The organism is Nonomuraea bangladeshensis, assembly GCF_039529455.1.
Taxonomy (GTDB): Bacteria; Actinomycetota; Actinomycetes; order Streptosporangiales; family Streptosporangiaceae; genus Nonomuraea; species Nonomuraea bangladeshensis.
The window spans coordinates 89,248-110,657 of sequence record NZ_BAAAMV010000020.1; the positions used below are offsets into that span (position 1 = coordinate 89,248).

The following is a 21,410-nucleotide window of genomic DNA, read 5'->3' on the forward strand; positions in this document are numbered from 1 at the left end:
CGGAGGTGCGAGACCTTCCCGCTCTATGCCCGGCTCGTCCGGTACGGCTTCCGCAAGCACGCCACCTACGTGTGGGCCGCCCTCGCCGGAGCGTTCACCAACAGCGTGTTCGGCATCCTGCGCGCCTACATCCTCATCGCCCTCTGGCAGGCCCGCCCCGGCCTGGCCGGATACGACCTCACCGACGCCGTCACCTACTGCTTCGTCACCCAGGCGCTCATCGCCCCGATGCAGCTCTTCGGCGGCGGCCTCGGCCTGCCCGAGCGCATCCGCAGCGGCGACATCGCGCTCGACCTGGTCCGCCCCGCCCCGCTGCAGCTCTGGACGCTGGCCGAGGACACCGGCCGGGCCGCCTACCTGCTCCTGGTGCGCGGCCTGCCGCCGATGGCGGTCGGCGCGGCGGTGTTCGGGATCACGCTGCCCGCCACGGCCGGCCAGTGGGCGGCGTTCCTGGCCGGCCTCGTGCTCGCGATCGTGGTCAGCTTCGGCTGGCGCTACCTGGTCGCGCTGTCGGTCTGCTGGCTCGTCGACGACCGTGGGGTGGCCGTGCTGTCGCTGGTGCTCAGCACGTTCTTCTCCGGCATGATGCTGCCCCTGCACATCTTCCCCGGCGCGCTCGGCGACCTCGCCGCCGCGCTGCCGTGGGCGGCCATGGTCCAGGTGCCCACCGACCTCTATCTCGGGACCGCGCCCGTCCTGCCGTCCCTGGCCTTCCAGGCGTTCTGGGCGGCCGTGCTGCTCGGGCTCGGCGCCCTGGCCACCCGGGCGATCCGCCACAAGGTGGTGATCCAGGGTGGTTAGGACCTATTTCCTGCTGGCCTGGACGTGGACGCGGGCCGCGGCCGTCTATCCCGTCTCGTTCTGGCTGATGACCGTGCTCAGCCTGGCCGTGGCCGCCATGGACCTCGGCGTCATCCTCGTCGTCTTCGCCAACACCACCAGTCTCGCCGGCTTCTCCCGAGAGGAGGTGCTGTTCCTCTACGGGGCGGCGAGCCTGCCGTTCACGCTGTGCGACCTGTTCGTCAGCAACCTCGACCGGGTGAGCCGGCACATCAAGGACGGCACGCTCGACGCCTTCCTCATCCGGCCGGCGGGCGCCTGGCTGCAGCTCGCCACCGACCGCTTCACCCCCAGCCGCGTCGGCCGGGTCGTCCAGGCCGCCGTGGTGCTCGTCTGGGCGGTCGCGGCGCTCGACATCGATCCCGCCCGGCTGTGGATGCTGCCGGTGATGACGGCCACGGGGCTCGTCGTCTTCACCTCGTTGTGGACGCTGGCCGGGGCGGCCCAGTTCGCGCTGACCGACGCCCCCGAGGTGGTCAACGCCTTCACCTACGGCGGCCACCAGCTCACCCAGTACCCCCTCGCCATCTACGGGCGCGACCTGGTGCGCGGCGTCACGTACGTGCTGCCGCTCGCCTTCGTCAACTGGCAGCCCGGCCTGTACGTGCTGGGCCGCGACGACCCGTTCGGCACGCCGGAGTTCATGCGTTTCCTCGGGCCGGTCGCCGCGCCGGCCCTCGCCCTGCTGGCCGCGCTGGCCTGGCGGCGGGGCGTCAGGCACTACCGATCCACCGGGAGTTGACGATGATCGAGCTCGACCGGGCGGGACGCACGTTCAAGGTCAGGAAGAACGTCGTCCACGCCGTACGCGACCTGTCGTTCACCGTGTCCGCCGGAGAGTTCGTCGGCTGCCTCGGGCCGAACGGCGCGGGCAAGTCCACCACGATCAAGATGCTCTGCGGCATCCTCACGCCCACCTCCGGCCGGGTGCGCGTGGCCGGGCTCGACCCCTCGCGCCGGCGCACCGCGCTCGCCCGGCGCATCGGGGTGGTCTTCGGTCAGCGCACCACGTTGTGGTGGGACCTGCCGCTGGCCGACAGCTTCGAGCTGATCCGGCTGCTCTACAAGGTCGAGCGGGCCGCCTTCCGCGCCCGGCTGGCGGAGCTGACCGACGCGCTCGACCTGGGCGGGTTCCTGCGCACGCCGGTGCGCCAGCTCAGCCTCGGCCAGCGCATGCGCGGCGATCTCGCGGCAGCGCTGCTGCGCGCGCCCGAGGTGCTGGTGCTGGACGAGCCCACGATCGGCCTCGACGTGGTCAGCAAGGCCGGCATCCGCGAGTTCCTGCTGCGGGTCAACGCCGAGCAGGGCACCACGGTGCTGCTGACCACCCACGACCTCGGCGACGTCGAACGGCTGTGCCGCCGGGTCATGGTCATCGACCACGGCCGGCTGGCCTTCGACGGCACGCTGGCGGACCTGATGGCGACCGCGCCGGCCGACGCGGACATCGAGGACGTCGTCACCCGCCTCTACAAGGGCGAGGCGGTGCTCGCCGACGGCCGGCCGGCGGGGGCGGATCAGTAGTAGCCGCCCTCCTGGGAGCTCTCGTAGTCGTCGTCATCGTCGTCGTACGGGCGCGACCAGCGCGACGGCATCAGCACGGGGATGAACAGGGCCACGCCCAGCAGGGCCAGCACGCCCGTCGTCAGGAGGGTCTGCGCGCCGGCGCCGGCCTCCCTGACGATCTGGTCCACCGACGGCTCTGCGGGGACGAGGGAGATCGCGCGCGCCGGGTCGAGCGCGTAGACGACGGTCCAGGACAGCAGCGCCATGGACGGCACGAAGGTGGCGAGCGGCGAGATCCGGCCCGCCACCACGAGCCCGTACACCAGGCCGACCGCGGCCATCGCGCCGAGCGCGATCCAGAGCTTCTGGTTGTCGGCCGGGGTGACCGGGGCCTGCCCCGTGACGTGCGCTGCGGCTTGCGCGGCGGCCTGCGTCACGGCCCAGCCGCCGCCCGCCAGGACGGCCGCCGTGACCACTAACCCGATGAGGAAACCGCCTAAGTGCCGCAACGTTCTCACCTCTATGTCAACGTAGATCGGCACGACCCTAGCGACAAACAGTGTGCAACGCCCAGGCATCGCCCGGTTGAGGCCACAGGCAACCCTGCCCCGTGAGACGATGGGGCACACCCATGCGCGCGCGACTCCCCCTGAGGCTGGCGCGGACGGCGGCCTTCTCCGCCGTCTGCGTGACTCTCGCCGCCCTCGCCCACCTGGTGGGCGGCGGCTCCGGGCCCGCTCCGTGGGCCGCCGGGCTGGGGCTCGCGGCGTCGGCCGGGCTGGGGCTCGCGCTGACCGGCCGGGAGCGCTCGGCCCCGGTCGTCAACGTCGTGCTCGTCGGCGCGCAGCTCGGGCTGCACGAGCTGTTCGCGCGGGCCGGCTCCCAGGACATCGCCTACGTCCCCGTGCACGGGCACGGGCAGGGGCTCGCGGTCAACGCCGGCATGCTGGCCGCCCACCTCACGGCCACGCTTCTCACGGGGGTGTGGCTGGCGCGCGGCGAGGCCGCGCTGTGGGCCCTGCTCCGGCGGGCCGGGCGGCGGCTCACGCTGCTGCGGCCGGTCGCCGTGCCCGCCGTGCGGCCCCGCCCGCCGGTGGCCGCCGCGCGGGCCGTCCCTCTCTCGCCGGTTCTCCGGCACTGCCTGGCCAGGCGCGGTCCTCCACTTCCCGCCTGATCGTTCTGACACCCCTGTTCTTCCCTTCCTCTCAAGTGGAGTTTCCGCATGTCCTTCGTACGCCGGGCCGCGACCGTGATCGCCGCCGCCACCGCACTCACCGCCGGGCTCGCCCTGCCCGCCCTCGCCCACGTCACCATCCAGCCGGGCTCCGCCGAGCAGGGCGGCTTCACCAAGGTCGCCTTCCGGGTGCCGAACGAGCGTGACGACGCCTCGACCACCACGATCGAGGTCACCTTCCCCGCCGACCACCCGCTGGCGTTCGTGTCGGTCAAGCCCGTGCCCGGTTGGAAGGTGAAGGTCACCGAGGGCAAGCTGCCCACGCCGGTCAAGACCCAGTACGGCGAGCTCAAGGAGGCCGTGACCAAGGTCGTCTGGTCCGGCGGCAAGATCGAGCCCGGGCAGTTCCAGGAGTTCGAGGTGTCCATGGGCCAGTTGCCCACCGACACCGACCAGCTCGTCTTCCCGACGAAGCAGACCTACTCCAGCGGTGAGGTCGTCGACTGGTCCGAGGCGCCCAAGACCGACGGCACGGAGGCCGAGCACCCGGCGCCACTGCTCAAGCTCACCCCGGCCACCGGCGACGACGGTCACGGCGCCGTCGCCCCGCGCACGGCCCCCGCTTCCGCCGTGCCTACCGTGTCCCCGGCCGCGCCCGCGGCGCCGGCCACCGCGGGCGGCAGCACGGACGGCACCGCCCGGCTGCTGGGCGGAGCGGGCCTCGCGGTGGGCGTGATCGGCGTCATCATCGGCGCCCTCGGCCTCCGCCGCCGCCCCAGCGCCTGACCCGCGCACCCGCCCGGCGGCGCGGCCGTCCTGACCCCGATCCGCCCGCCCGGCGGCCTCGCGGCCGGTCCTCATCCGCCCGCCCGGCCTCGCCGGCGGGCGGGCGGGCGGGAGAAAGTTAGTTACGGCAATATAATCGTTGCATGGCATCGACGAACCTCGGCCTCCGCGCCCGGCAGGTCCGGCCCGTGAGGCCGATGCTCGTTCTGGCCATCTGCTGCACCAGCCTGTTCATCGTCGGGCTGGACAACACGATCGTGAACATCGCGCTGCCGTCCATCCGGCGCGACCTCGGCGCCTCCGTCTCCGGCCTGCAGTGGATCATCGACGCCTACACCGTCGTGCTGGCCTCGCTGCTCATGCTGGCCGGCTCGACCGGCGACCGCATCGGCCGGCGGCGCACCTTCCAGACCGGGCTCGTGCTGTTCACGCTGGGCTCCCTCGCCTGCTCGCTCGCGCCGAGCCTGGGGTGGCTGGTCGCGGCCCGCGCCCTGCAGGCCGTCGGCGGCTCGATGCTCAACCCGGTCGCCATGTCGATCATCACCAACACCTTCACCGAGCCGCGCAGCCGGGCCCGCGCGATCGGCGTGTGGGGCGCGGTCGTCGGCATCAGCATGGCGCTCGGGCCGCCGCTCGGCGGCGCGCTCGTGGCCTCGGTCGGCTGGCGGTCCATCTTCTGGATCAACATCCCGGTCGGCCTGGCGGCGCTCGTGCTGTGCGCGCTGTTCGTGCCCGAGTCGCGCGCGCCGCGCCCCCGGCCGGTGGACGTCGTGGGGCAGGCCCTGGTCGTCGTGCTGCTGGCGAGCCTCACGTACGGGCTGATCGAGGCGCCCGCCGCCGGCTGGGGGTCGGCGCAGACGCTGGGCTGCTTCGCGCTCGCCGCGCTGGCGCTGGCGGTGCTGGTGCCGTACGAGCTGCGCCGCCGCGAGCCGCTGATCAACCCGCGCTTCTTCCGCAGCGCCCCGTTCGCGGGGGCCACGCTGATCGCGGTGTGCGGCTTCGCCGCGCTCGGCGGCTTCCTCTTCCTCAACACCCTCTACCTGCAGGAGAGCCTCGGCTACTCGGCCCTGCACGCCGGTCTGCTGACGCTGCCCATGGCCGCGCTCACGGCGGTGTGCTCGCCGGTGTCCGGCCGCCTGGTCGGCACGGCGGGGCCGCGCGTCCCGCTGGTCGTCGCCGGGGTGGGGCTCACGGCCAGCATGCTCATGATGACCGGCCTGACCGCGCACACGCCGCTCTGGCAGCTGCTGACCGCGTACGTGCTGTTCGGGCTGGGGTTCGGGATGCTCAACGCGCCCATCACCAACACCGCCGTCTCCGGGATGCCGGTCGCCCAGGCGGGGGTGGCCGCCGCCGTGGCCTCCACGAGCCGGCAGATCGGTCAGTCGCTCGGAGTGGCGGTGATCGGCGCGCTGGTCACCTCCGCCGTACGCGGCCCGCTGCCCACCGGCTTCCCGCAGGCCAGCCACATCGGCTGGTGGGTGGGCGCCGGCTGCGGCGCGACGATCCTGCTGCTCGGCGTCCTCACCACGGGCCCCCGGGCCGAGCGGAGCGCCGCCCGCACCGCCGAGCGGCTCATCCAGGACGGAGGCTCCTCATGAACGCCCCGGAGGCCCCCGACGACCGCGCCGCGGCGCTCGCCCGCGTGTGGGCGGCGATGCGCGCGCTGGTGCTGGAGGACGACCGCCGCAAGGAGGTCGCCGACGCCCTCGGCATGAGCTTCTCGCGCGCCAAGGCGCTGCGCCGGCTGCTGCCCGGCCCGCTGACCATGCGCGAGCTGACGGCCTGGCTGGGCACCGACAGGCCGTACACGACGCTGGTGGTCGACGACCTGGAGAGCCGCGGCTACGTGCGGCGCACCGTCCATCCCGGCGACCGCCGCCACAGGATCGTCACGCTCACCGAGGCGGGGCGGGCCGCCGCGGAGCGGGCCGATCGCATCCTGGCCCGCCCGCCGGACGCCCTCGCCGCCCTCAGCGCCGACGACCTGGCCGCCCTCGACCGCGTCATGGCCGCGGTCGGCTCCGCCGGGGCCGCTCAGGACGTGATGTCCTTGCCGGAGAAGCGGGCCCAGGCGATCGAGCCGAACAGCGCGATGTAGGCGGCGAAGGACAGCAGCCCGTCGCGGAGCGCCGCGAAGTCGACGGGGTCGCGCAGCACCGCGTCGAACGCGGTGAACCTGGTCGGCAGCAGGTACGGCGTGACCGCATCGAGCGCCGGCACCGCGCGCACCACCTGGCAGACGACCAGCAGCACCAGGGTCCCCGCGATGGCGCCGATGGCGACCTCGGTGAAGGTCGACAGCGCCAGCGCGACGGCGGCCAGCGCGGCCATGGCGGCGCCCACGTAGCCGACGGCGAGCAGGATGCGCAGCAGCCCCTCCCCCATCGTGATCGTGGTGCCGGACAGCAGCGTCACCGAGCCGCCGGGGAACAGCGCGAGCCCCGTCAGCAGCGCCGTCACGGCCACGACGGCGGTGACCGCGTAGCCGAAGACGACCGCGTTGAGGTACTTGACCGCCAGCAGGCGTCCCCGGCCCACCGGAGCGGCCAGCAGGTAGCGCAGGGTGCCGCCGCCCGCCTCGCCGGCGATCGCGTCGCCCGCCACCACGCTCACCGCCACCGGCATGAGCAGCAGCACGAGGAACGAGAACGACAGGAACGTCAGCATGAGGCTGTTGCCGGCGAGGTTCTGGACGATGCCGCCCATCTCGTCGTCGCCGGCCGTGCCCGAGGCGAACCGCAGGCCGATGCCGAGGACGACGGGGACGACGCCGAGCACCGCGAGCAGCGCCATGTTGCGGGGGCGGCGGAAGGTCAGCCCCAGCTCCGAGCCGAGCAGCCGCCAGAACGCGCCGATCCGGCGTCCCTCGGCCGCGGGCTCTCCGACGATCCCGCCCGCGTCGTCCCCGGCGGGATGGGTCAGGGGCTCGGGCGGGCGGCGTGCGACGGTGCGCAGGGTCTCCGTCACCGGCACCAGGCCGGGCATGCGGCGCAGTTGCTCGGCCGCGGCGGTGCCCGCGCCCGCCTGGGTACGGGTCTCAGCCGTCGACATCGAATCCCTCTCCTGTCAGTCCGACGAACACGTCCTCGAGGCTCGGCCGGACGACCGCGAGCCCTCGTACCGCCACCTCCTGCCCCACCAGAGCGGCATTGATCATCTCGGGCCGCTGACCGCCCAGTTCGGCGGTGACCTCGCCCGCGCCCGCCCGTACGCCGGTCAGGCCGAGCTCGCCGAGCACCCGCGCCGCCTCGGCCGCGTCCGGCGTCTCGACGCGGATGAGCGGGACCCGGCCGGCGCTCAGCGAGGCGATCGTGCCCTGCACGACCAGCCGGCCGGCCCGCATGATCGCCGCGTGCGTGCACATCTGCTCGATCTCGGCCAGCAGGTGCGAGGAGACGAAGACGGTGGTGCCGTCGGCGGCGATCTCCTTGACGAGGGCGCGCACCTCGCGGGTGCCCTGCGGGTCGAGCCCGTTGGTGGGCTCGTCCAGGACGAGCAGCTCGCGCGGCCCGAGCAGAGCGGCGGCGATGGCCAGCCGCTGGCGCATGCCGAGCGAGTACGTCCGGTAGCGCTTGCCGGCCGCGGCCGACAGCCCGACCCGGTCGAGCGCGTCGGCGATCCGCCGCCGGGCGGTGGCGCGGCGCGCCGACGGGTCGGCGGCGTCGAAGCGCATGAGGTTGGCCGCGCCCGACAGGTACGGGTAGAACGCCGGCCCCTCGACCAGCGCCCCCACGCGCGGCAGGGCCCTGGCGGGCGGCAGGCCGAGCACCTCGTACGTGCCGGCCGTGGGCGTGACCAGGCCGAGCAGCATGCGGATCATGGTGGTCTTGCCCGAGCCGTTGGGCCCGAGGAAGCCGTACACGGAGCCGCGCGGCACGGTCAGGTCCAGCGCGTCCACGGCCACCTGGCCGCCGCGGAAACGTTTGCTGAGGCCGCGGGTGACGATGGCGGCGGAGCGGTCGCCGGCGGGCGGGGCCGCCCCGAAGGGCGCCCCCGCTTCCTGCGTCGTGCCGGTGATGGATGTCACTGCTGGTGTCACTTCGTCCCCGCCACGCGGACGAGCTCCTCGGGGGTGACCGCGCCGGCCAGCAGGCGGCCGTCGTCGGTCAGCAGGGCGGTCAGCAGCTTCGTCCTGATCAGCTTGCCGGAGCCCCACGTGCCGCTCACCGGGGTGGCGGACTTGAGCACGCTGTCCACGAGCGCGTTCGCCTGCGCGCCCCGGCCGTCCTGCCCGGTCTGCCCGTCCTGCCCGGCCGCCTCGGCCTTGAGGTCGGAGAGGGAGAACGGCACGACCGCGACGGTCGTCCAGCCGTCGCCGACCAGCTTGGCCTTGCCGGCCATGTCGGCGGCGTGCTCGGCGCGCTCCTCGGCCTTCGCGCCCATGCTCTCCTCGCCGATCGTGGCCTCCTTCACCTTGGCGCCCGGGGGCGGGGTGAAGGTGAAGTTCTCCGGGGCCGGCGGGGTGAAGGTCACCTGGGTGAAGCCCACCTGGTAGGCGGGTTCGGCCGACCCCTTGGCGTAGAGCTGCACCTGGAGCGGCATGTACGTCTCGCCGTCGAGCGCGATCCGCACCTCCTGCACCAGCGAGCTGCCCGCCTTGGGGGCCAGGACGAGCTGGTAGACCGGCCGGCCGGCCACCTCGGCGGTGTTGATCACCCGGACCGCGGTGTGCTCGTCCACCTGGGCGAGCAGCCGCTGCGCCGCCTGCTGCGGCGTCACGTCGGTCGGCTGCGGCGTCGGCAGCCCGTGCTTCTCGCCGGCGTCGGCCTTGATCCGCAGCCGGGTGGCGGTGTTGGCAGCGCTGTCCCAGTACCAGGACTGCTCGCCGTTGTAGATCAGGTTGGTCTCGTTGAGGTGGGTGGGCATGGCGACGCGGATCTTGTTCTCGCCGCCGTACCAGACCTTCACCTCGTGCGTGCCGGACAACAGGCTGAGCGGGCCGGTGTCCCCGCCGGTGACGGGCAACGCGGGCAGACCGAGCGAAGCGGTCTGCTGCACGGTGCCCGACATCGGCCTCATGCCCTGGTCCTTGGCGGTGGCCGCCGCGGCGTCGGCGAGCAGTTGCTCGGCCGAGCGCTCCGGCAGCGTGGGCTCGCCGCTCACCGCGGCGATGACGGGGCCGGCGCCGATCGCGGCTCCGATCACGGCCGCCGCCGCGATCGGGACTCCCCACCTCACGAGCGTGCCTCTACGCATCTCACTCCTTAACGGTATGTCGATGGCCCTAGCCTGCGTGAGGCATCCTTAGGCGGACCTGAGACTGTCTGAGACCCCTCTCAGTCTTCTCAGCGCGCTCTCAGCGACAGAACGGGAGAATCACCGCATGAGGGTACTGGTCGTCGAGGACGAGCGGCGGATGGCGGCGGCGCTCCAGCGCGGACTCCAGGCCGAGGGCTTCGCCGTGGATCTCGCCCACGACGGCGAGGAGGGCCTGCACGCGGCCCGCCACGGCGACTACGACGTCGTGGTGCTCGACATCATGCTGCCCCGGCTGTCCGGCTACAACGTCTGCAAGCGGCTGCGCGCCGAGGAGAACTGGGTGCCGATCCTCATGCTGTCGGCCAAGGACGGCGAGTACGACATGGCCGACGGGCTCGACCTGGGTGCCGACGACTACCTGACCAAGCCGTTCTCGTACGTGGTGCTGGTGGCCCGGCTGCGCGCGCTGCTGCGCCGCGACGCGGGCCGGCGCCCGGCGGTGCTGCAGGCCGGCGACCTGTCGCTGGACCCGGCGCGGCGGCGGGTGGAGCGCGACGGCGCCGCGATCGAGCTGACGCCGCGGGAGTTCGCGCTGCTGGAGTACCTGCTGCGGCGACGCGACGAGGTGGTGTCGAAGTCGGAGATCCTGGAGCACGTCTGGGACACCTTCGACACCGACCCGAACGTCGTCGAGGTGTACGTCGGCTACCTGCGCCGCAAGATCGACGTCCCCTTCGGCAGGAACGCGCTGCAGACCGTGCGCGGCGCCGGCTACCGGCTGGCGGGCGACGGTGGCTGACGGGTCGCCCGGCTCGCCCCTGGCCTGGTGGCGGCGGCAGGGACTGCGCTTCCGGCTGTCGGCGGTCGCCGTCGCGGTGCTCGCGCTGGCGCTGGCGCTGTCGGCGTCGGTGCTGCTCAGCGTCCTCGACCGGGCGCTGATGGCGACCGTGGACGACGGCACCAGGCGGCAGGCGGACGTCGTGCGCGTGGCGGCCGACTCCGGCACGCTCACCACGCCGATCACCACCCACGACGGCACGATCGTGCAGGTGCTCGACGCGCGGAACCGGATCACGCACGTCACGTATGGCGCCGACCGGCTGGTGCCGCTGCTCGACGCCGCCGGCCGGGCACGGGCGCTGGAGTCCGGCAAGGCCGTGGAGGTGGACGGGCGGCCGTACGCCGTCCCGGGTTTCCTGCACGTCGTCGTGCTGCGCGCGGACCGCGGCCAGACCGTGCTCGCGGCGCGGTCCATCAGCGAGATCCGCACCAGCCTCGGCACGGCCGGCCGGGTCCTGATGGTGGGCACGCCCGCGTTGGTGGTGCTGCTCGCCGTGGCGAGCTGGCTGATGATCGGCCGCACGCTGCGCCCGATCGCGGCGCTGCGCCGCGGCGCCGCCGAGATCACGCACACGGCGCGCTCCCGGCGGCTGCCGGTGCCGGCCTCCCGCGACGAGGTGCACCACCTGGCCACCACGCTCAACGACATGCTGGCCAGGCTGGAGGAGGCCGAGCAGCGTCAGCGGGCGCTCGTCTCCGACGCCGCGCACGAGCTGCGCAGCCCGCTCGCCAGCATCCGGCTGCAACTGGAGGTCGCGCTCGGCCACCCCGAGGGGCAGGACTGGCAGGAGACCGCCGAGGGCGTGCTGGAGGACACCCTGCGCCTGTCCCGGCTGGCCGAGGACCTGCTCGCGCTGGCCCGGCTGGACGAGCGCGGCGGCGTCCCGGCCAGGCGCGAGCCGGTGGAGCTCGACGAGGTCGTACGCCGGGTCGTGGACCGCTACGCCGAGGCCCGGCTGACGGTCTGCGACCCGGTCGTGGTCCGCGGCGACGCGCTCGACCTGAGCCGGGTGCTGACCAACCTCATGGACAACGCCGTACGGCACACCTCCTCGAAGGTCGAGGTGGCGCTGACCGCCGACGGCGTGCTGACCGTCACCGACGACGGTCCCGGCATCCCGGAGCAGGACCGCGAGCGGGTGTTCAACCGCTTCACCAGGCTCGACTCCGGGCGGAGCAGGGACGAGGGCGGCACCGGGCTCGGGCTCGCCATCGTGCGCGAGACCGTGCGGGCGCACGGCGGCACGGTGGTCCTGGAGGACGCCGCGCCCGGACTGCGTGCGCTGGTGCGGCTTCCCGTGTCCCGATGAGGTGTTCCCGTGTCCCGGGGAGGATCTGCCCCCGGCCGCCGTCGCCGGAGAAGGGCGAGGCCGTGCTCTGGGGGCTGGATGAGGGGCCGCTGGAAGGGGCTCCCTCGGGGGCCGGGCCGCGTCGCCGGGCCCCGGGCTCGGACGGATGCCGGGCCTTGTCGGTGCGCTTCGGTGCGGTTGGGGGGGTTTCTGTAGGGGGGTTGGGGTGGGGGTGAGGGTTCTCGGGGGGTCGTCCGTGTCGGGGGATTCAGGGGTGAGTGGAGCGTTCCCCGGTTCGGTGGGTCAGGCGGCGGTCGTTCCCTTCTCCGCGGTGGCCAGGAAGTCCTGGGCGATCAGCGGCAGCCGGCGACGGGCGTGCACGACGGCGATGACGCGCCGCACGGCCGGTTCGAGCGAGCGCACCACGAGGCCCGAGCGGGCGGCCTGCTCGGCCATGCCGCGGTACCACAGGAGCGAGGCCCGGCCGGCGCGGACGGCGTTGAGCCAGCCGTTGCGCTCGTCGGTCTCCAGTACGACCGTCGGGGTGACGGCGTACCTGCCGAACATCGCGTCGAGCTCCCTGCGCCGGGTGCTGCCGCGGGCCGGGAGGGCCAGGCGCATGCCGTGCAGCCTGCCCATCGGCACCGGGTTGGGCAGTTCGAGCCCGGGTGGGGAGATCAGCACGATCTCCTGGCGTTCGAGGGGGTGGGTGACGAGGTCGGCGGGCACCGGCAGATCGGTGAGACCGAGGTCGGCCCGCTGGTCCCTGATGGCGCTGACGACCGCTTCGCGGCCTTCGCAGCGCACGATCTGGACGCGTACACCGGGGTGCTCGGCGGCGTAGGCGGGCAACAGCCGCCCCGCCAGACCGGGCTCCAGGCTGGGCGTCGAGGCGATGCGCAGTTCGGCGTCGGACGCGCCGGTGTGCTGGGCCAGGCCCTCGATCTCGTGGACGGCGTCGAGCGCCTCCCGTGCCAGCTTGACCACCCGCCGGCCCTGCGCGGTGACGACGACGCCGCGGCCGGAACGGGCGAACAGGGTCATGCCGAGCTCGCGCTCGAGATCGCGGATCGCGCGGGAGAGCGCGGGCTGCGCGATGTACAGCGACCTGGCCGCGTCGGTCATGGTGCGGTGCTCCGCAGTCGCGACCACATAGCGGAGCTGCTGGAGATTCATGCCAAGAAAGCTAGGACACCACCCGCTCCGCAGACCGAAAGATAACCGAGATCACCTCGAATGATTTCGGACTGTGACCGTGCACTGCTACATCCGTGACGGGTGATAAATCAGTATGCTTTTGCCCCAAATTTGCCAAGGGTCCGTCAAGTCGCCGGACAAAGCTCGGCAATGGGACAACGGGGCAAACGGGGAGACAGGGTGACAGGTAACGGGCAATATCCACCCCCGCCACAAGGGCCCAGTCAGCCACAGAGGCCACCCGCGCTGCCGTGGCCGCCGCCCGGGCACGGCCGGCAGCAGCAGCCGCAGGCCGGTCCGTACGGGCCGCCTCCCCAGGCGCCTCCGCCCGCCTACCCGCCCCAGGGGCCCGGCCATCCGCCGCAGAACCCCGGCTACCCACCCCAGGGCCCCGGCTACCCGTCGCCGGGTCCCGCGCACCCGCCGCCGGGTCCCGCGCACCCGCCGCAGGGCCCCGCGCACCCGCCGCAGGGCCCCGCACAGCCACCGCAGGGGCCGGGGCAGCCGCCGTACCCGCCGCAGGGCGGCCTGACGCGGCCCTACACGCAGCAGATGCCGCCGCCGCCTCCCCCGCCGCCGCAGTACGCGCAGCACTACCGGCAGCCCGGGCCTCCTCCCCCGCCGCCACCTCCACCACCACCGCCACCGATGCCGCCGCGGCAGTGGCAGCCGCCGCCGCGCCGCAAGTCGGGCATGGGCGTCATCGGGGTGCTCGGCGCGGTGTTCGGTTCGCTGGCGGCGCTGTTCGTGCTGATCGTCGTCGGCGCGGCCCTGCTGAAGAGCTCGTCGCGGTCGGAGACGACGACGCCGATCGCGGTCCCGACGTACGAGCCCACGCCGGAGCGCAGCCGCGCCACCCGGCCGCCGACCCGCCGGCCGACCGAGCTGCCGACCCGGCAGCCGACCCGCACCCCGGAGGAGACGGTGACGCCGCCGGCGCAGGTGCAGGTCAACACGAGCCTCAAGAACAACAGCCTCTACCGGGCGGGCACGCTGCCCCGGATCCCCTGCCGGGCGGGCAACGCGAGCATCTTCAGCCACAGCCAGCTCAAGGCGCTGATCCTGAAGACGGGCAAGTGCATGGACCGGGCGTGGGGCCCGATCCTGGAGAAGCAGGGCTTCGACTTCCGCCCTCCGGGCTACGCCATCGCCTCCGGAAGGGGCCGGGGCGCCTGCGGCGACTACCCGAGCGCCGGGAGCATGGTGCCGTACTACTGCCCGCGCAACTCCACGATCTACGCCTCGACCTCGGCGATGGCGCGCGGCAACGGCAACGCCCGCGGCTACGGCCAGATCATCTCCTGGCACGGCGGCATCATCAGCATGATGGCCCACGAGTACGGCCACCACGTCCAGAACGTCACAGGCCTGATGAACTCCTGGTGGGACAGCACGCTGGCCTCCTCCAGCCGGAGCACCAAGCTCGGGCTCAGCAGGCGGCTGGAGCTGCAGGCCACCTGCCTCGGCGGCATGTGGATGCGCTCGGTCGCCGCCACCTATCCGGTGACCACGTCGCTGCGGAGCCGGCTGTACTGGTTCTACGGCCAGGTGGGCGATTATCCGGGCTATCCGCGCGACCACGGGACGCCCGCCAACAACAACCGCTGGTTCCGTCAGGGATGGGAGAAGAACAAGGTTTACCAGTGCAACACGTGGATGGCTCCGTCCTCCACGGTGTCCTGAGAGGCACCTGTGAAATCCGCGCAGAGTTCATCTCGACTTGGGGAAGTGTCTGTGTTGTCCAGATATGGGGACTAGAATCCTGGCATTCTTGTCCCCGCATGGGGGCCGTTCTGCCTGGTAGGCGTCTGAAGGAGCCGGTGTGAGAAAGCGCGACGGGGAGGGCACCGTGCCTGGAGGCAGAAAGGAAGGCCCGGCGCGCCGGCCCCGCCCGGCCCCTGGCGCCCCCCGCTTCGCCCGGCCGCTCACGCCCGCCTCCGTGCTCGGCTGGACCGCGCTGTCGGCCGTCGCGCCCGGCGCCGCGCACCTGCGCGCCGGGCGCCGCCGTACCGGGCTGATCCTCATCAGCGTGTACGCGGTGCTGCTGCTCGCCGCCCTCGCCTTCGGGCTGACCCGCAACCTGGCCGACGCCGCCGCGTTCGTCGGCGACGGGATGATGCTCGCGGTGATCATCACCGCTTCGGCGCTCGCGCTGGCCTGGTTCGCCATCGTGGTCAGCTCGTACGTGGTGCTCAGCCCCAAACGGCTCAACCAGCAGGGCCAGATCCTGACCGGCATCGTCGTGGGTGTGCTGTGCGTGGCGGTGATGGCGCCGTTCGCGTTCGTCGCCAACACCATGATCACCGTGCGCGACACCTTGGGGAACATCTTCCCGTCCTCCTCCGACCCGGGCACGCCGACGGTCGCGCACAACCCCGAGGACCCCTGGGCCGGCAAGACCCGCGTCAACTTCCTGCTCATCGGCGGCGACGCGGCCGGCAACCGCACCGGCGTGCGCACCGACAGCATGAACGTGGCCAGCATCGACACCAAGACCGGCAACACGGTGCTGTTCAGCCTGCCGCGCAACCTCCAGCACGTGCACTTCCCGGCCAGCTCGCCGCTGCACAAGCAGTTCCCCAACGGCTACATGGCCGAGCTGCCCAACGGCGGCCTGCTCAACGAGGTCTGGCAGTACGCCAACGACAACCCGCAGATCATGGGCGGCAAGAACATGGGCCCGCGGGCGCTGATGGACGCCATCGGCTACACCCTCGGCCTCAAGATCGACTACTACGCCCTCATCAACATGTACGGCTTCGCCGCCCTCGTGGACGCCATCGGCGGCCTGAAGGTCCACGTGGAGTCGGACGTCAAGTGGGGCGGCCTCTACGGCACCGCCGGCACCATCAAGGCCGGCTACCGGCGCCTCAGCGGCGAGCAGGCCCTCTGGTACGGCCGCTCCCGCGTCAACAGCGACGACTTCTCCCGCATGGCCCGCCAGCGCTGCGTCATCGGCGCCTTCGCCCAGCAGGCCACGCCCCAGGTCATCCTCACCAACTTCAGGAAGATCGCCGGCGCGGCCAAGCGCATGGCGCAGACGAACATCCCGCAGCCCCTGCTCCCGCCGATCATGGAGCTGGCCGTCAAGGTCAAGGACGCCAAGATCACCAGCCTGCAGTTCGTGCCGCCGGAGTTCTACTCGGGCCGCCCCGACTGGGCCAAGATCCGCCAGGCCACCAAGAAGGCGATCTCCGACTCCATGCGCCCGCCCCGCCAGGCCCAGACGGCGAACGTCACCGCCTCCCCCAGCGTCACCGCCCCCTCCACGTCCCCGACGCAGACCCGGGCCGCGGCGCCGACGCAGACGCCCACCCGCAACACCCAGAAGGCCGGCGCCAAGTCCCTGGACGAGCTCTGCGGCCTCTGACGAGGTCGCGTCAGGCGGCGGCGCTCCTGCGGGGCAGCAGGGCGAAGGCGCCGACGTACAGCAGGGCGGCGACCACGAGCAGGCCCTTGTAGCCGATCACGAGGGCCGCGTACTCCAGGCAGCCGCCGACCATCGCCCCCAGCAGGTTCGCGCCGAAGGACGTGGTGGCGTCGGCGGTCTCGGCGAAGCGCTTGGCGAAGACCACGTTGGCCGCGAAGATCGGCAGGAACGCGACCGTGACCGCGGCCAGGGCGCGCAGTGGCACCGGCAGCGACAGCAGCCAGGCGTTCGGTACGAACCAGGCGAGCGCCAGGCCGGCCAGCAGCACGGCGTACATGACGGGCAGCGGCGGGGTGCGGAAGCGGCGGGTGATCTCGACGGCGGCGAGCACCGCGACCAGCACGCCGGCGAAGACGACGGCGTTGACCACCCATGTGGTGCCGAACAGCAGCGCGAAGCCGGTCACGCTCTTGGTCTCCAGCAGCATGAACGCCACGCCCAGCAGGAACAGGTCGCTGTAGGGGCGCATCCGCCGGTACGGCCCGGCGACGACGCGGACGGCGAGCAGGCTGACGGCGAGGATGAGCCCGAGCGTGACGAGGTAGAGCGGCGGGATCGTCGCGTCGTGCAGGTAGAGGAAGGGCCGGTCGTCGTCGGCGGGCGGCGGCGTGCCCGCGGCGGCGCCCGGCCACTCGGCGGCGCAGCGCTGGTCGGCGGCCGTCAGCCCGGCGGTGATGACGGCCTGCTGCCCGGCGGTGCTGACGACGTCCACGCACGGCTTGTGGCCGAAGGCGCGCTGCATGGTGACGGCGAGCCGGTCCACCAGCCAGCTCTCGCGGTAGTAATTGTACATCGAGAACGTGCCGCCGGGCTTGAGGTGGGCGCGGGCGGCCCGCATGGCCTCCTCGGTGAACAGGTAGCTCTCCAGCCGCAGCGAGCTGGCCCCGGAGACGAGGGTGAGCGAGTCGGGCAGCGCGAACAGGATCAGGTCGTAGGCGCCGCCGCCGCGCTCCAGGAAGGCCCGCCCGTCGGTGATGTGCGTGGTGACGCGGGGGTCGTCGTAGGGGTGGTCGGGGTGCACCGAGCCGCCCAGCTCGCGCAGCTTGGGGTCGATCTCGACGGCGTCCACCCGCCGGGCGCCCTTGGACAGCGCGATCGCGACGTCGGTGCCGCTGCCCGCGCCGACGATGAGCACGTCCTGGGGCGGCTTGGAGGCCCGCTCGTACGGCAGCCCGTACTGGGCCTCCCACTGCAGCCGGGTGGCGGCGGGCACGGCCTGCTGGTGCGGGATGCCGTTGACCGCGATGTCGGTGACGGGCACCCCGAGCACCGCCAGCGGCTTGGCGGTGACCTTGTAGTACGGCGACCAGACCGCCCCGGCCGTGAGCGTCTCGGTGAGCAGCAACCCGACGACGGCCAGGGAGGGCACGGTGACCAGCCCGAGGTAGAGCGAGCGCGGCCGGGGCACGAGCAGCACGCCGTAGCAGATGGCCGCGATCAGCGCCCAGAAGACCGGCGGCGCGCTCAGGAACGACAGCGCGGTGAACGCCGCGATGCCGGTGAGGCTGCCGATGAGGTCGTACCGGTAGGCCTCCAGGCGGGGCAGCTCGGGGAAGCAGCGGCCGACCAGCTCGGCGGGCCCCATGAGGACGAGCGCGGCGGCGCAGAAGATGACCGGCAGGATGAGCCAGGCGGGCGGCCCCGTGGTGGACAGGCTCGTCCAGTAGAGGACGCCCTCGGTGTCGCGGTCGACGGTGACGGGGAAGGCCAGCACCACGATGGCGAGCGCGGCGAGCACGACCGGCGAGTAGTACGGCTGCCGCCGCGAGCGCCCCACCCGCAGGAACCCGAGCCCGATGCCGAGGAACGACCCGAGCAGCACGAAGTTCGTGAAGTAGCTCAGGTGGACGATGTTCGACCCGGTCCAGCGGATCAGCGCCAGCTCCAGGAAGAGCATGAAGGCGCTGGCGAGGACGAGCCTCGGCCGCACCGCCAGCCAGTGGGCCTTCTCTCCGTCGTCGACCGGCGTGCGCGCCTGGAGCGTCATGGAGCCTCACGGTAGTGAACGGACCGGGATCATGGAAGCCTGACAGGCCGGAAGAAATGTCGTCCGCTTCGCGGTTTTTGCGGCGTTTTCGCAGGTCAAACCTGCCGAAGGCGCTGGACGGGCCCCGCCGGATGGAGCAAGGTGGGGTGACTCGCTCCCCACGACCTCCGGTGGTGACCCATGCGCGTGATGATCCAGCTCCGCCCCTCCCCCGATCTGGCCGCGGCCGTCGCCGACCCGTCTTCGAAGGTCACCACGGCCGACGTGGCCGCCGGTCTGGTGGCCGAGCTGCCGGGCGTCGAGCTGGATCCGGCGTTCGCGCCCGTGACGGTGCCGCGGCCGGTCCCCCGCGCGGGCGGCGACCCGCTCCCGCTCAACCGGCCGCTCGACGTCTCGCTGGCCCCCGGCGACGCCTCGGTGCTGCTGCGCGGCACGATCCCGGACGGCGAGCCGGCCTCCGGCGTCGCGCTGCGGCCGGACGTCGTCGGGGTGTTCGCCGACCCGGTCGTGGAGCCCTCGCCCGTCCCCGTGGGCGAGGCGCCGGTCGGCGACTGGCACGACGTCGAGCGGCTGCTCGGCGTGGCCGGGCTGCACGCCGAGGGGCTGGACGGCGCCGGCGTGGCGCTGGCGGTGCTGGACACCGGCGTCAACGCCGCGCACGCCGCTCGCCGGCTCGGCCGCGCGGTGACGGTCGACACCGCCCGCTGCTGGAGGCCGCCGGATGGCCGGTCGGTCCCGGCGCCGGGCGAGTCCGGGGTGGGCCACGGGACGATGTGCGCCTTCGACGCGCTGATCGCCGCCCCGCAGGCCGCGCTCATCGACATCCCGCTGCTGCCGCCCGTCCTGCCGCCCGCCCTGTCATCCACCCTGTCATCCGCCCTGCCGCCCGCCCGGCCTGACGCCCTGTCGCACGCCCTGCCGGGCGGCGCGGTCAGCGCGGTCACGGGCGGCCCGCTGCCGGGCGGTCGGCTGCCGGGCGGTCTGCTCTCGGACGCGGTGGCCGCCTTCGCGCACCTGCGCGGCGTGCTGGAGGCCCAGCCGGCCGAGACGCGCGCGCTGGTGGTGAGCAACTCGTGGGGGTCGTTCTCGCCGGAGGGCGACTTCCCCGCCGGGCATCCCGGCAACTACTCCGACAACGCGGCCCACCCGTTCAACCTCATGGTGGCCGCGCTCGACCGGATGGGGGCGGACGTGCTGTTCGCGGCGGGCGACCGCGGGCGGGAGCGCCCCGGCGGGCGCCGCCCGTTCCCGAGCCGGCCCATCGCGGGCGCGAACTCCCACCCCCGCGCGCTGTCGGTCGGCGGCGTGGACGTCAACGGCGCGCGGCTGGGCTGCTCCTCGCGCGGCCCCGGGCGGCTGACCGCCCGCAAGCCGGACGTGTGCGCGTACACGCGCTTCGCGGGCTCGCGGGCGTTCGGCGAGGGCGAGGCCGACTCGGGCACCTCGGCGGCGGCGCCGGTCGCGGCCGGGCTGGTGGCCGCGGTCCGCACCCGGTGGCCGGCCTCCCGGCTGTCGCCGGCGCAGCTCCGGGCGCTGCTGCGGCGCACCGCCGAGGACCGCAGCGAGGTCGGCTTCGACTACGACTACGGTTACGGCACCGTCGACCCCGGGGCGATCGTGGCCGCGCTCGACCGGCGCTCGCGGAGCGCGGCCTGACCCTCAGGCGTTCTCGCGGTTGAACACGCGCGTGCCGACGGTGAGGCTGACCGCGGCGAAGACCACGGTCACCGCCACGCCGAGCGCCACCGTCCCGTTGGCGTAGTGGCCGTGGAACAGCTCGCGCAGCGCCTCCAGCGGGTAGCGGAAGGGGCTGAGATGAGAGAGGACGTCGAGCCAGCCCGGCGCCATCGACATCGGCAGGAACGACCCGGACAGCAGCACCAGCGGGATCACCGCGGTGGACATCACGGGCGCGAACAGGTTCTGGTCGAGGGTGAGCGCGACCGCGTACGACAGCGCGGCCAGGCTGACGCCGAGCACCAGCACCAGCGCGAACCCGGCCAGCACCCCGGCCGCCGGGGCCCGCAGGCCGAGGGCGTAGGCCGCGGCCAGCAGCAGCGCCGTCTGGATGATCAGCGTGACGGCGTTGTTGAGCACCCTGCCGAGCAGCAGCGCCAGCCGGCTGACCGGGGTGACGCGCATCCGCTCCAGCACGCCGGAGCTGCGCTCGAAGACCACGCCGAACCCGGCCAGGCCCATGCTCATCAATCCGAGCTGGATGATCAGGCCGGGCACGAGCGTCTCCCACGTGCCGATCGTGACGAACAGCGGCCCGAACAGCACCAGGAACAGCAGCGGCTGCACCGCCCCGAAGACGATGCCGACCTTCTGCCGCAGCGTCGTGCGCACGCCGTGGCGGAACAGGACCCAGGTGTCGCGCAGCATCAGACCCCCGCCTCCTCGCGCAGTGAGCGGCCGGTGATGTCGAGGAAGACGTCGTCGAGGGTGCGTCCGCCGCTCTTCAGCGCGGCCGGCGTGCCCTCGGCCACGATCCGGCCGTGGTCGATGATCAGCAGCCGGTCGCAGAGGGCGTCGGCCTCGTCCAGGTAGTGGGTGGTGAGGAAGACCGTGAGGCCGCTCTCGGCGCGCAGGGCGCGGACGTGGTCCCACAGGTTGGCCCGGCTCTGCGGGTCGAGGCCGGTCGTGGGCTCGTCCAGGAAGAGCAGGACCGGCTCGTGCAGCAGGGCGAAGGCGATGTCGAAGCGGCGCCGCTGGCCGCCCGACAGCGCGGCGCCCGGCCGCTCCTCCAGTCCGGTGAGCTCCAGCCGGTCGAGGAGGGCCCGCGTGCGGGCGGCGGACTCCGCGCGGCCGAGGCCGTACAGCATGCCCTGCAGCTCCAGCTCGCCGCGCAGCGGCTCGGCGGGCGGGACGGCGCCGCCCTGGGACACGTAGCCGATGCGCCGGCGCACGCCGCGCGGGTCGGCGAGCAGGTCGCACCCGGCCACGACGGCGGCGCCCGAGGTGGGCCGCAGCAGGGTGGTCAGCATGCGCATCGTGGTGGTCTTGCCGGCGCCGTTGGGGCCGAGGAACCCGACGATCTCGCCGGGCCGCACGGTGATGTCCACGCCGGCGACGGCGGTCACGTCGCCGAAGGTCTTCGTCAGACCCGTTGTCTCGATCATTTCATCGCCTCCAAGATTGAGGTAACCACAAATTTGG

At 73.2% G+C, this 21,410-nt stretch carries 20 protein-coding genes; 12 read left to right on the plus strand and 8 right to left on the minus strand.

Going from position 1 to position 21,410, the window contains the following annotated elements; translation table 11 throughout:
- Positions 1-69 precede the first annotated feature (69 nt).
- The 3 genes from ABD292_RS45600 to ABD292_RS45610 are packed head-to-tail and all read left to right on the plus strand — an operon-like array spanning position 70 to position 2,364.
- Positions 70-801 (plus strand): ABC transporter permease, encoded by a 732-nt coding sequence (locus tag ABD292_RS45600; RefSeq protein ID WP_344219081.1) that lies wholly within the window; start codon positions 70-72, stop codon positions 799-801.
- Positions 794-1,582: an ABC transporter permease gene (locus ABD292_RS45605; RefSeq protein ID WP_344219083.1), complete on the plus strand. Its 789-nt coding sequence runs from the start codon at positions 794-796 to the stop codon at positions 1,580-1,582. The genes ABD292_RS45600 and ABD292_RS45605 overlap by 8 nt, the downstream gene beginning before the upstream one ends.
- Positions 1,583-1,584: 2 nt before the next feature.
- On the plus strand, positions 1,585-2,364 hold the full coding sequence (locus tag ABD292_RS45610) for an ABC transporter ATP-binding protein (protein WP_344219085.1): 780 nt from the start codon (positions 1,585-1,587) through the stop codon (positions 2,362-2,364).
- Here ABD292_RS45610 and ABD292_RS45615 read toward each other — a convergent pair.
- Entirely contained in the window at positions 2,358-2,855 is a 498-nt protein-coding gene (locus tag ABD292_RS45615) for a hypothetical protein (RefSeq protein WP_344219087.1), read from the minus strand. The two genes, ABD292_RS45610 and ABD292_RS45615, sit on opposite strands and share 7 nt — an antisense overlap.
- Before the next feature lie 122 nt (positions 2,856-2,977).
- On the opposite strand from ABD292_RS45615, the gene ABD292_RS45620 reads away from it, so the two are divergent.
- From ABD292_RS45620 to ABD292_RS45635, 4 genes are all read left to right on the plus strand, one after another.
- Positions 2,978-3,520: an MFS transporter gene (locus tag ABD292_RS45620; RefSeq protein WP_344219089.1), complete on the plus strand. Its 543-nt coding sequence runs from the start codon at positions 2,978-2,980 to the stop codon at positions 3,518-3,520.
- Between the two features lie 48 nt (positions 3,521-3,568).
- On the plus strand, positions 3,569-4,306 hold the full coding sequence (locus ABD292_RS45625) for a YcnI family copper-binding membrane protein (RefSeq protein ID WP_344219091.1): 738 nt from the start codon (positions 3,569-3,571) through the stop codon (positions 4,304-4,306).
- A 143-nt stretch (positions 4,307-4,449) separates the two neighbouring features.
- Positions 4,450-5,907, plus strand: a complete 1,458-nt coding sequence (locus ABD292_RS45630; RefSeq protein ID WP_344219093.1) for an MFS transporter — start codon at positions 4,450-4,452, stop codon at positions 5,905-5,907.
- Positions 5,904-6,407, plus strand: a complete 504-nt coding sequence (locus tag ABD292_RS45635; protein ID WP_344219095.1) for a MarR family winged helix-turn-helix transcriptional regulator — start codon at positions 5,904-5,906, stop codon at positions 6,405-6,407. The genes ABD292_RS45630 and ABD292_RS45635 overlap by 4 nt, the downstream gene beginning before the upstream one ends.
- Here the strand turns inward: ABD292_RS45635 and ABD292_RS45640 are convergent.
- From ABD292_RS45640 to ABD292_RS45650, 3 genes are read right to left on the minus strand one after another with little or no spacing between them, the layout of a single operon-like run.
- Complete coding sequence (locus ABD292_RS45640) at positions 6,344-7,360, minus strand: ABC transporter permease (protein ID WP_344219097.1); 1,017 nt, start codon at positions 7,358-7,360, stop codon at positions 6,344-6,346. The two genes, ABD292_RS45635 and ABD292_RS45640, sit on opposite strands and share 64 nt — an antisense overlap.
- Positions 7,347-8,336, minus strand: a complete 990-nt coding sequence (locus ABD292_RS45645; protein WP_344219099.1) for an ABC transporter ATP-binding protein — start codon at positions 8,334-8,336, stop codon at positions 7,347-7,349. Before ABD292_RS45645 ends, ABD292_RS45640 begins: the two co-directional genes overlap by 14 nt.
- Before the next feature lie 8 nt (positions 8,337-8,344).
- Entirely contained in the window at positions 8,345-9,505 is a 1,161-nt protein-coding gene (locus tag ABD292_RS45650) for a LolA family protein (protein WP_344219101.1), read from the minus strand.
- A 127-nt stretch (positions 9,506-9,632) separates the two neighbouring features.
- Between ABD292_RS45650 and ABD292_RS45655 the strand changes: the two genes are divergently transcribed.
- Both ABD292_RS45655 and ABD292_RS45660 read left to right on the plus strand, forming a co-directional pair.
- Positions 9,633-10,307 (plus strand): response regulator transcription factor, encoded by a 675-nt coding sequence (locus ABD292_RS45655; protein WP_344219103.1) that lies wholly within the window; start codon positions 9,633-9,635, stop codon positions 10,305-10,307.
- Positions 10,300-11,658 carry a sensor histidine kinase gene (locus tag ABD292_RS45660; RefSeq protein ID WP_344219105.1) on the plus strand — a complete coding sequence of 453 codons (1,359 nt, stop codon included), beginning with the start codon at positions 10,300-10,302 and terminating at the stop codon, positions 11,656-11,658. The genes ABD292_RS45655 and ABD292_RS45660 overlap by 8 nt, the downstream gene beginning before the upstream one ends.
- 282 nt (positions 11,659-11,940) lie before the next feature.
- Here the strand turns inward: ABD292_RS45660 and ABD292_RS45665 are convergent, their stop codons facing one another.
- Positions 11,941-12,813 (minus strand): LysR family transcriptional regulator, encoded by an 873-nt coding sequence (locus tag ABD292_RS45665; RefSeq protein ID WP_344219107.1) that lies wholly within the window; start codon positions 12,811-12,813, stop codon positions 11,941-11,943.
- A gap of 201 nt (positions 12,814-13,014) precedes the next feature.
- On the opposite strand from ABD292_RS45665, the gene ABD292_RS45670 reads away from it, so the two are divergent.
- Both ABD292_RS45670 and ABD292_RS45675 read left to right on the plus strand, forming a co-directional pair.
- On the plus strand, positions 13,015-14,517 hold the full coding sequence (locus ABD292_RS45670; RefSeq protein ID WP_344219109.1) for a neutral zinc metallopeptidase: 1,503 nt from the start codon (positions 13,015-13,017) through the stop codon (positions 14,515-14,517).
- A 139-nt stretch (positions 14,518-14,656) separates the two neighbouring features.
- A complete protein-coding gene (locus ABD292_RS45675; RefSeq protein WP_344219111.1) occupies positions 14,657-16,204 on the plus strand; it encodes an LCP family protein in 1,548 nt (515 codons plus the stop codon).
- Positions 16,205-16,214: 10 nt separating this feature from the next.
- Here ABD292_RS45675 and ABD292_RS45680 read toward each other — a convergent pair whose 3' ends face one another.
- The gene (locus tag ABD292_RS45680; RefSeq protein ID WP_344219113.1) at positions 16,215-18,251 is read right to left on the minus strand and encodes a spermine/spermidine synthase domain-containing protein; all 2,037 of its coding nucleotides are present in this window, start codon (positions 18,249-18,251) and stop codon (positions 16,215-16,217) included.
- A gap of 180 nt (positions 18,252-18,431) precedes the next feature.
- On the opposite strand from ABD292_RS45680, the gene ABD292_RS45685 reads away from it, so the two are divergent.
- Positions 18,432-19,907, plus strand: coding sequence for a S8 family serine peptidase (locus tag ABD292_RS45685; RefSeq protein ID WP_344219114.1), 1,476 nt, complete (start codon positions 18,432-18,434; stop codon positions 19,905-19,907).
- A 3-nt stretch (positions 19,908-19,910) separates the two neighbouring features.
- Here the strand turns inward: ABD292_RS45685 and ABD292_RS45690 are convergent, their stop codons facing one another.
- Positions 19,911-20,636 (minus strand): ABC transporter permease, encoded by a 726-nt coding sequence (locus ABD292_RS45690; protein ID WP_344219116.1) that lies wholly within the window; start codon positions 20,634-20,636, stop codon positions 19,911-19,913.
- Positions 20,636-21,373 carry an ABC transporter ATP-binding protein gene (locus ABD292_RS45695; RefSeq protein ID WP_344219118.1) on the minus strand — a complete coding sequence of 246 codons (738 nt, stop codon included), beginning with the start codon at positions 21,371-21,373 and terminating at the stop codon, positions 20,636-20,638. The genes ABD292_RS45690 and ABD292_RS45695 overlap by 1 nt, the downstream gene beginning before the upstream one ends.
- Positions 21,374-21,410: the final 37 nt, after the last annotated feature.

Coding starts and splice junctions, on each gene's coding strand:
- ABD292_RS45610 (WP_344219085.1), top strand. CDS start 1,585: ATGATCGAGCTCGACCGGGCGGGACGCACGTTCAAGGTCAGGAAGAAC.
- ABD292_RS45620 (WP_344219089.1), top strand. CDS start 2,978: ATGCGCGCGCGACTCCCCCTGAGGCTGGCGCGGACGGCGGCCTTCTCC.
- ABD292_RS45625 (WP_344219091.1), top strand. CDS start 3,569: ATGTCCTTCGTACGCCGGGCCGCGACCGTGATCGCCGCCGCCACCGCA.
- ABD292_RS45630 (WP_344219093.1), top strand. CDS start 4,450: ATGGCATCGACGAACCTCGGCCTCCGCGCCCGGCAGGTCCGGCCCGTG.
- ABD292_RS45635 (WP_344219095.1), top strand. CDS start 5,904: ATGAACGCCCCGGAGGCCCCCGACGACCGCGCCGCGGCGCTCGCCCGC.
- ABD292_RS45640 (WP_344219097.1), bottom strand. CDS start 7,360: ATGTCGACGGCTGAGACCCGTACCCAGGCGGGCGCGGGCACCGCCGCG.
- ABD292_RS45650 (WP_344219101.1), bottom strand. CDS start 9,505: ATGCGTAGAGGCACGCTCGTGAGGTGGGGAGTCCCGATCGCGGCGGCG.
- ABD292_RS45655 (WP_344219103.1), top strand. CDS start 9,633: ATGAGGGTACTGGTCGTCGAGGACGAGCGGCGGATGGCGGCGGCGCTC.
- ABD292_RS45665 (WP_344219107.1), bottom strand. CDS start 12,813: ATGAATCTCCAGCAGCTCCGCTATGTGGTCGCGACTGCGGAGCACCGC.
- ABD292_RS45680 (WP_344219113.1), bottom strand. CDS start 18,251: ATGACGCTCCAGGCGCGCACGCCGGTCGACGACGGAGAGAAGGCCCAC.
- ABD292_RS45685 (WP_344219114.1), top strand. CDS start 18,432: ATGCGCGTGATGATCCAGCTCCGCCCCTCCCCCGATCTGGCCGCGGCC.
- ABD292_RS45690 (WP_344219116.1), bottom strand. CDS start 20,636: ATGCTGCGCGACACCTGGGTCCTGTTCCGCCACGGCGTGCGCACGACG.
- ABD292_RS45695 (WP_344219118.1), bottom strand. CDS start 21,373: ATGATCGAGACAACGGGTCTGACGAAGACCTTCGGCGACGTGACCGCC.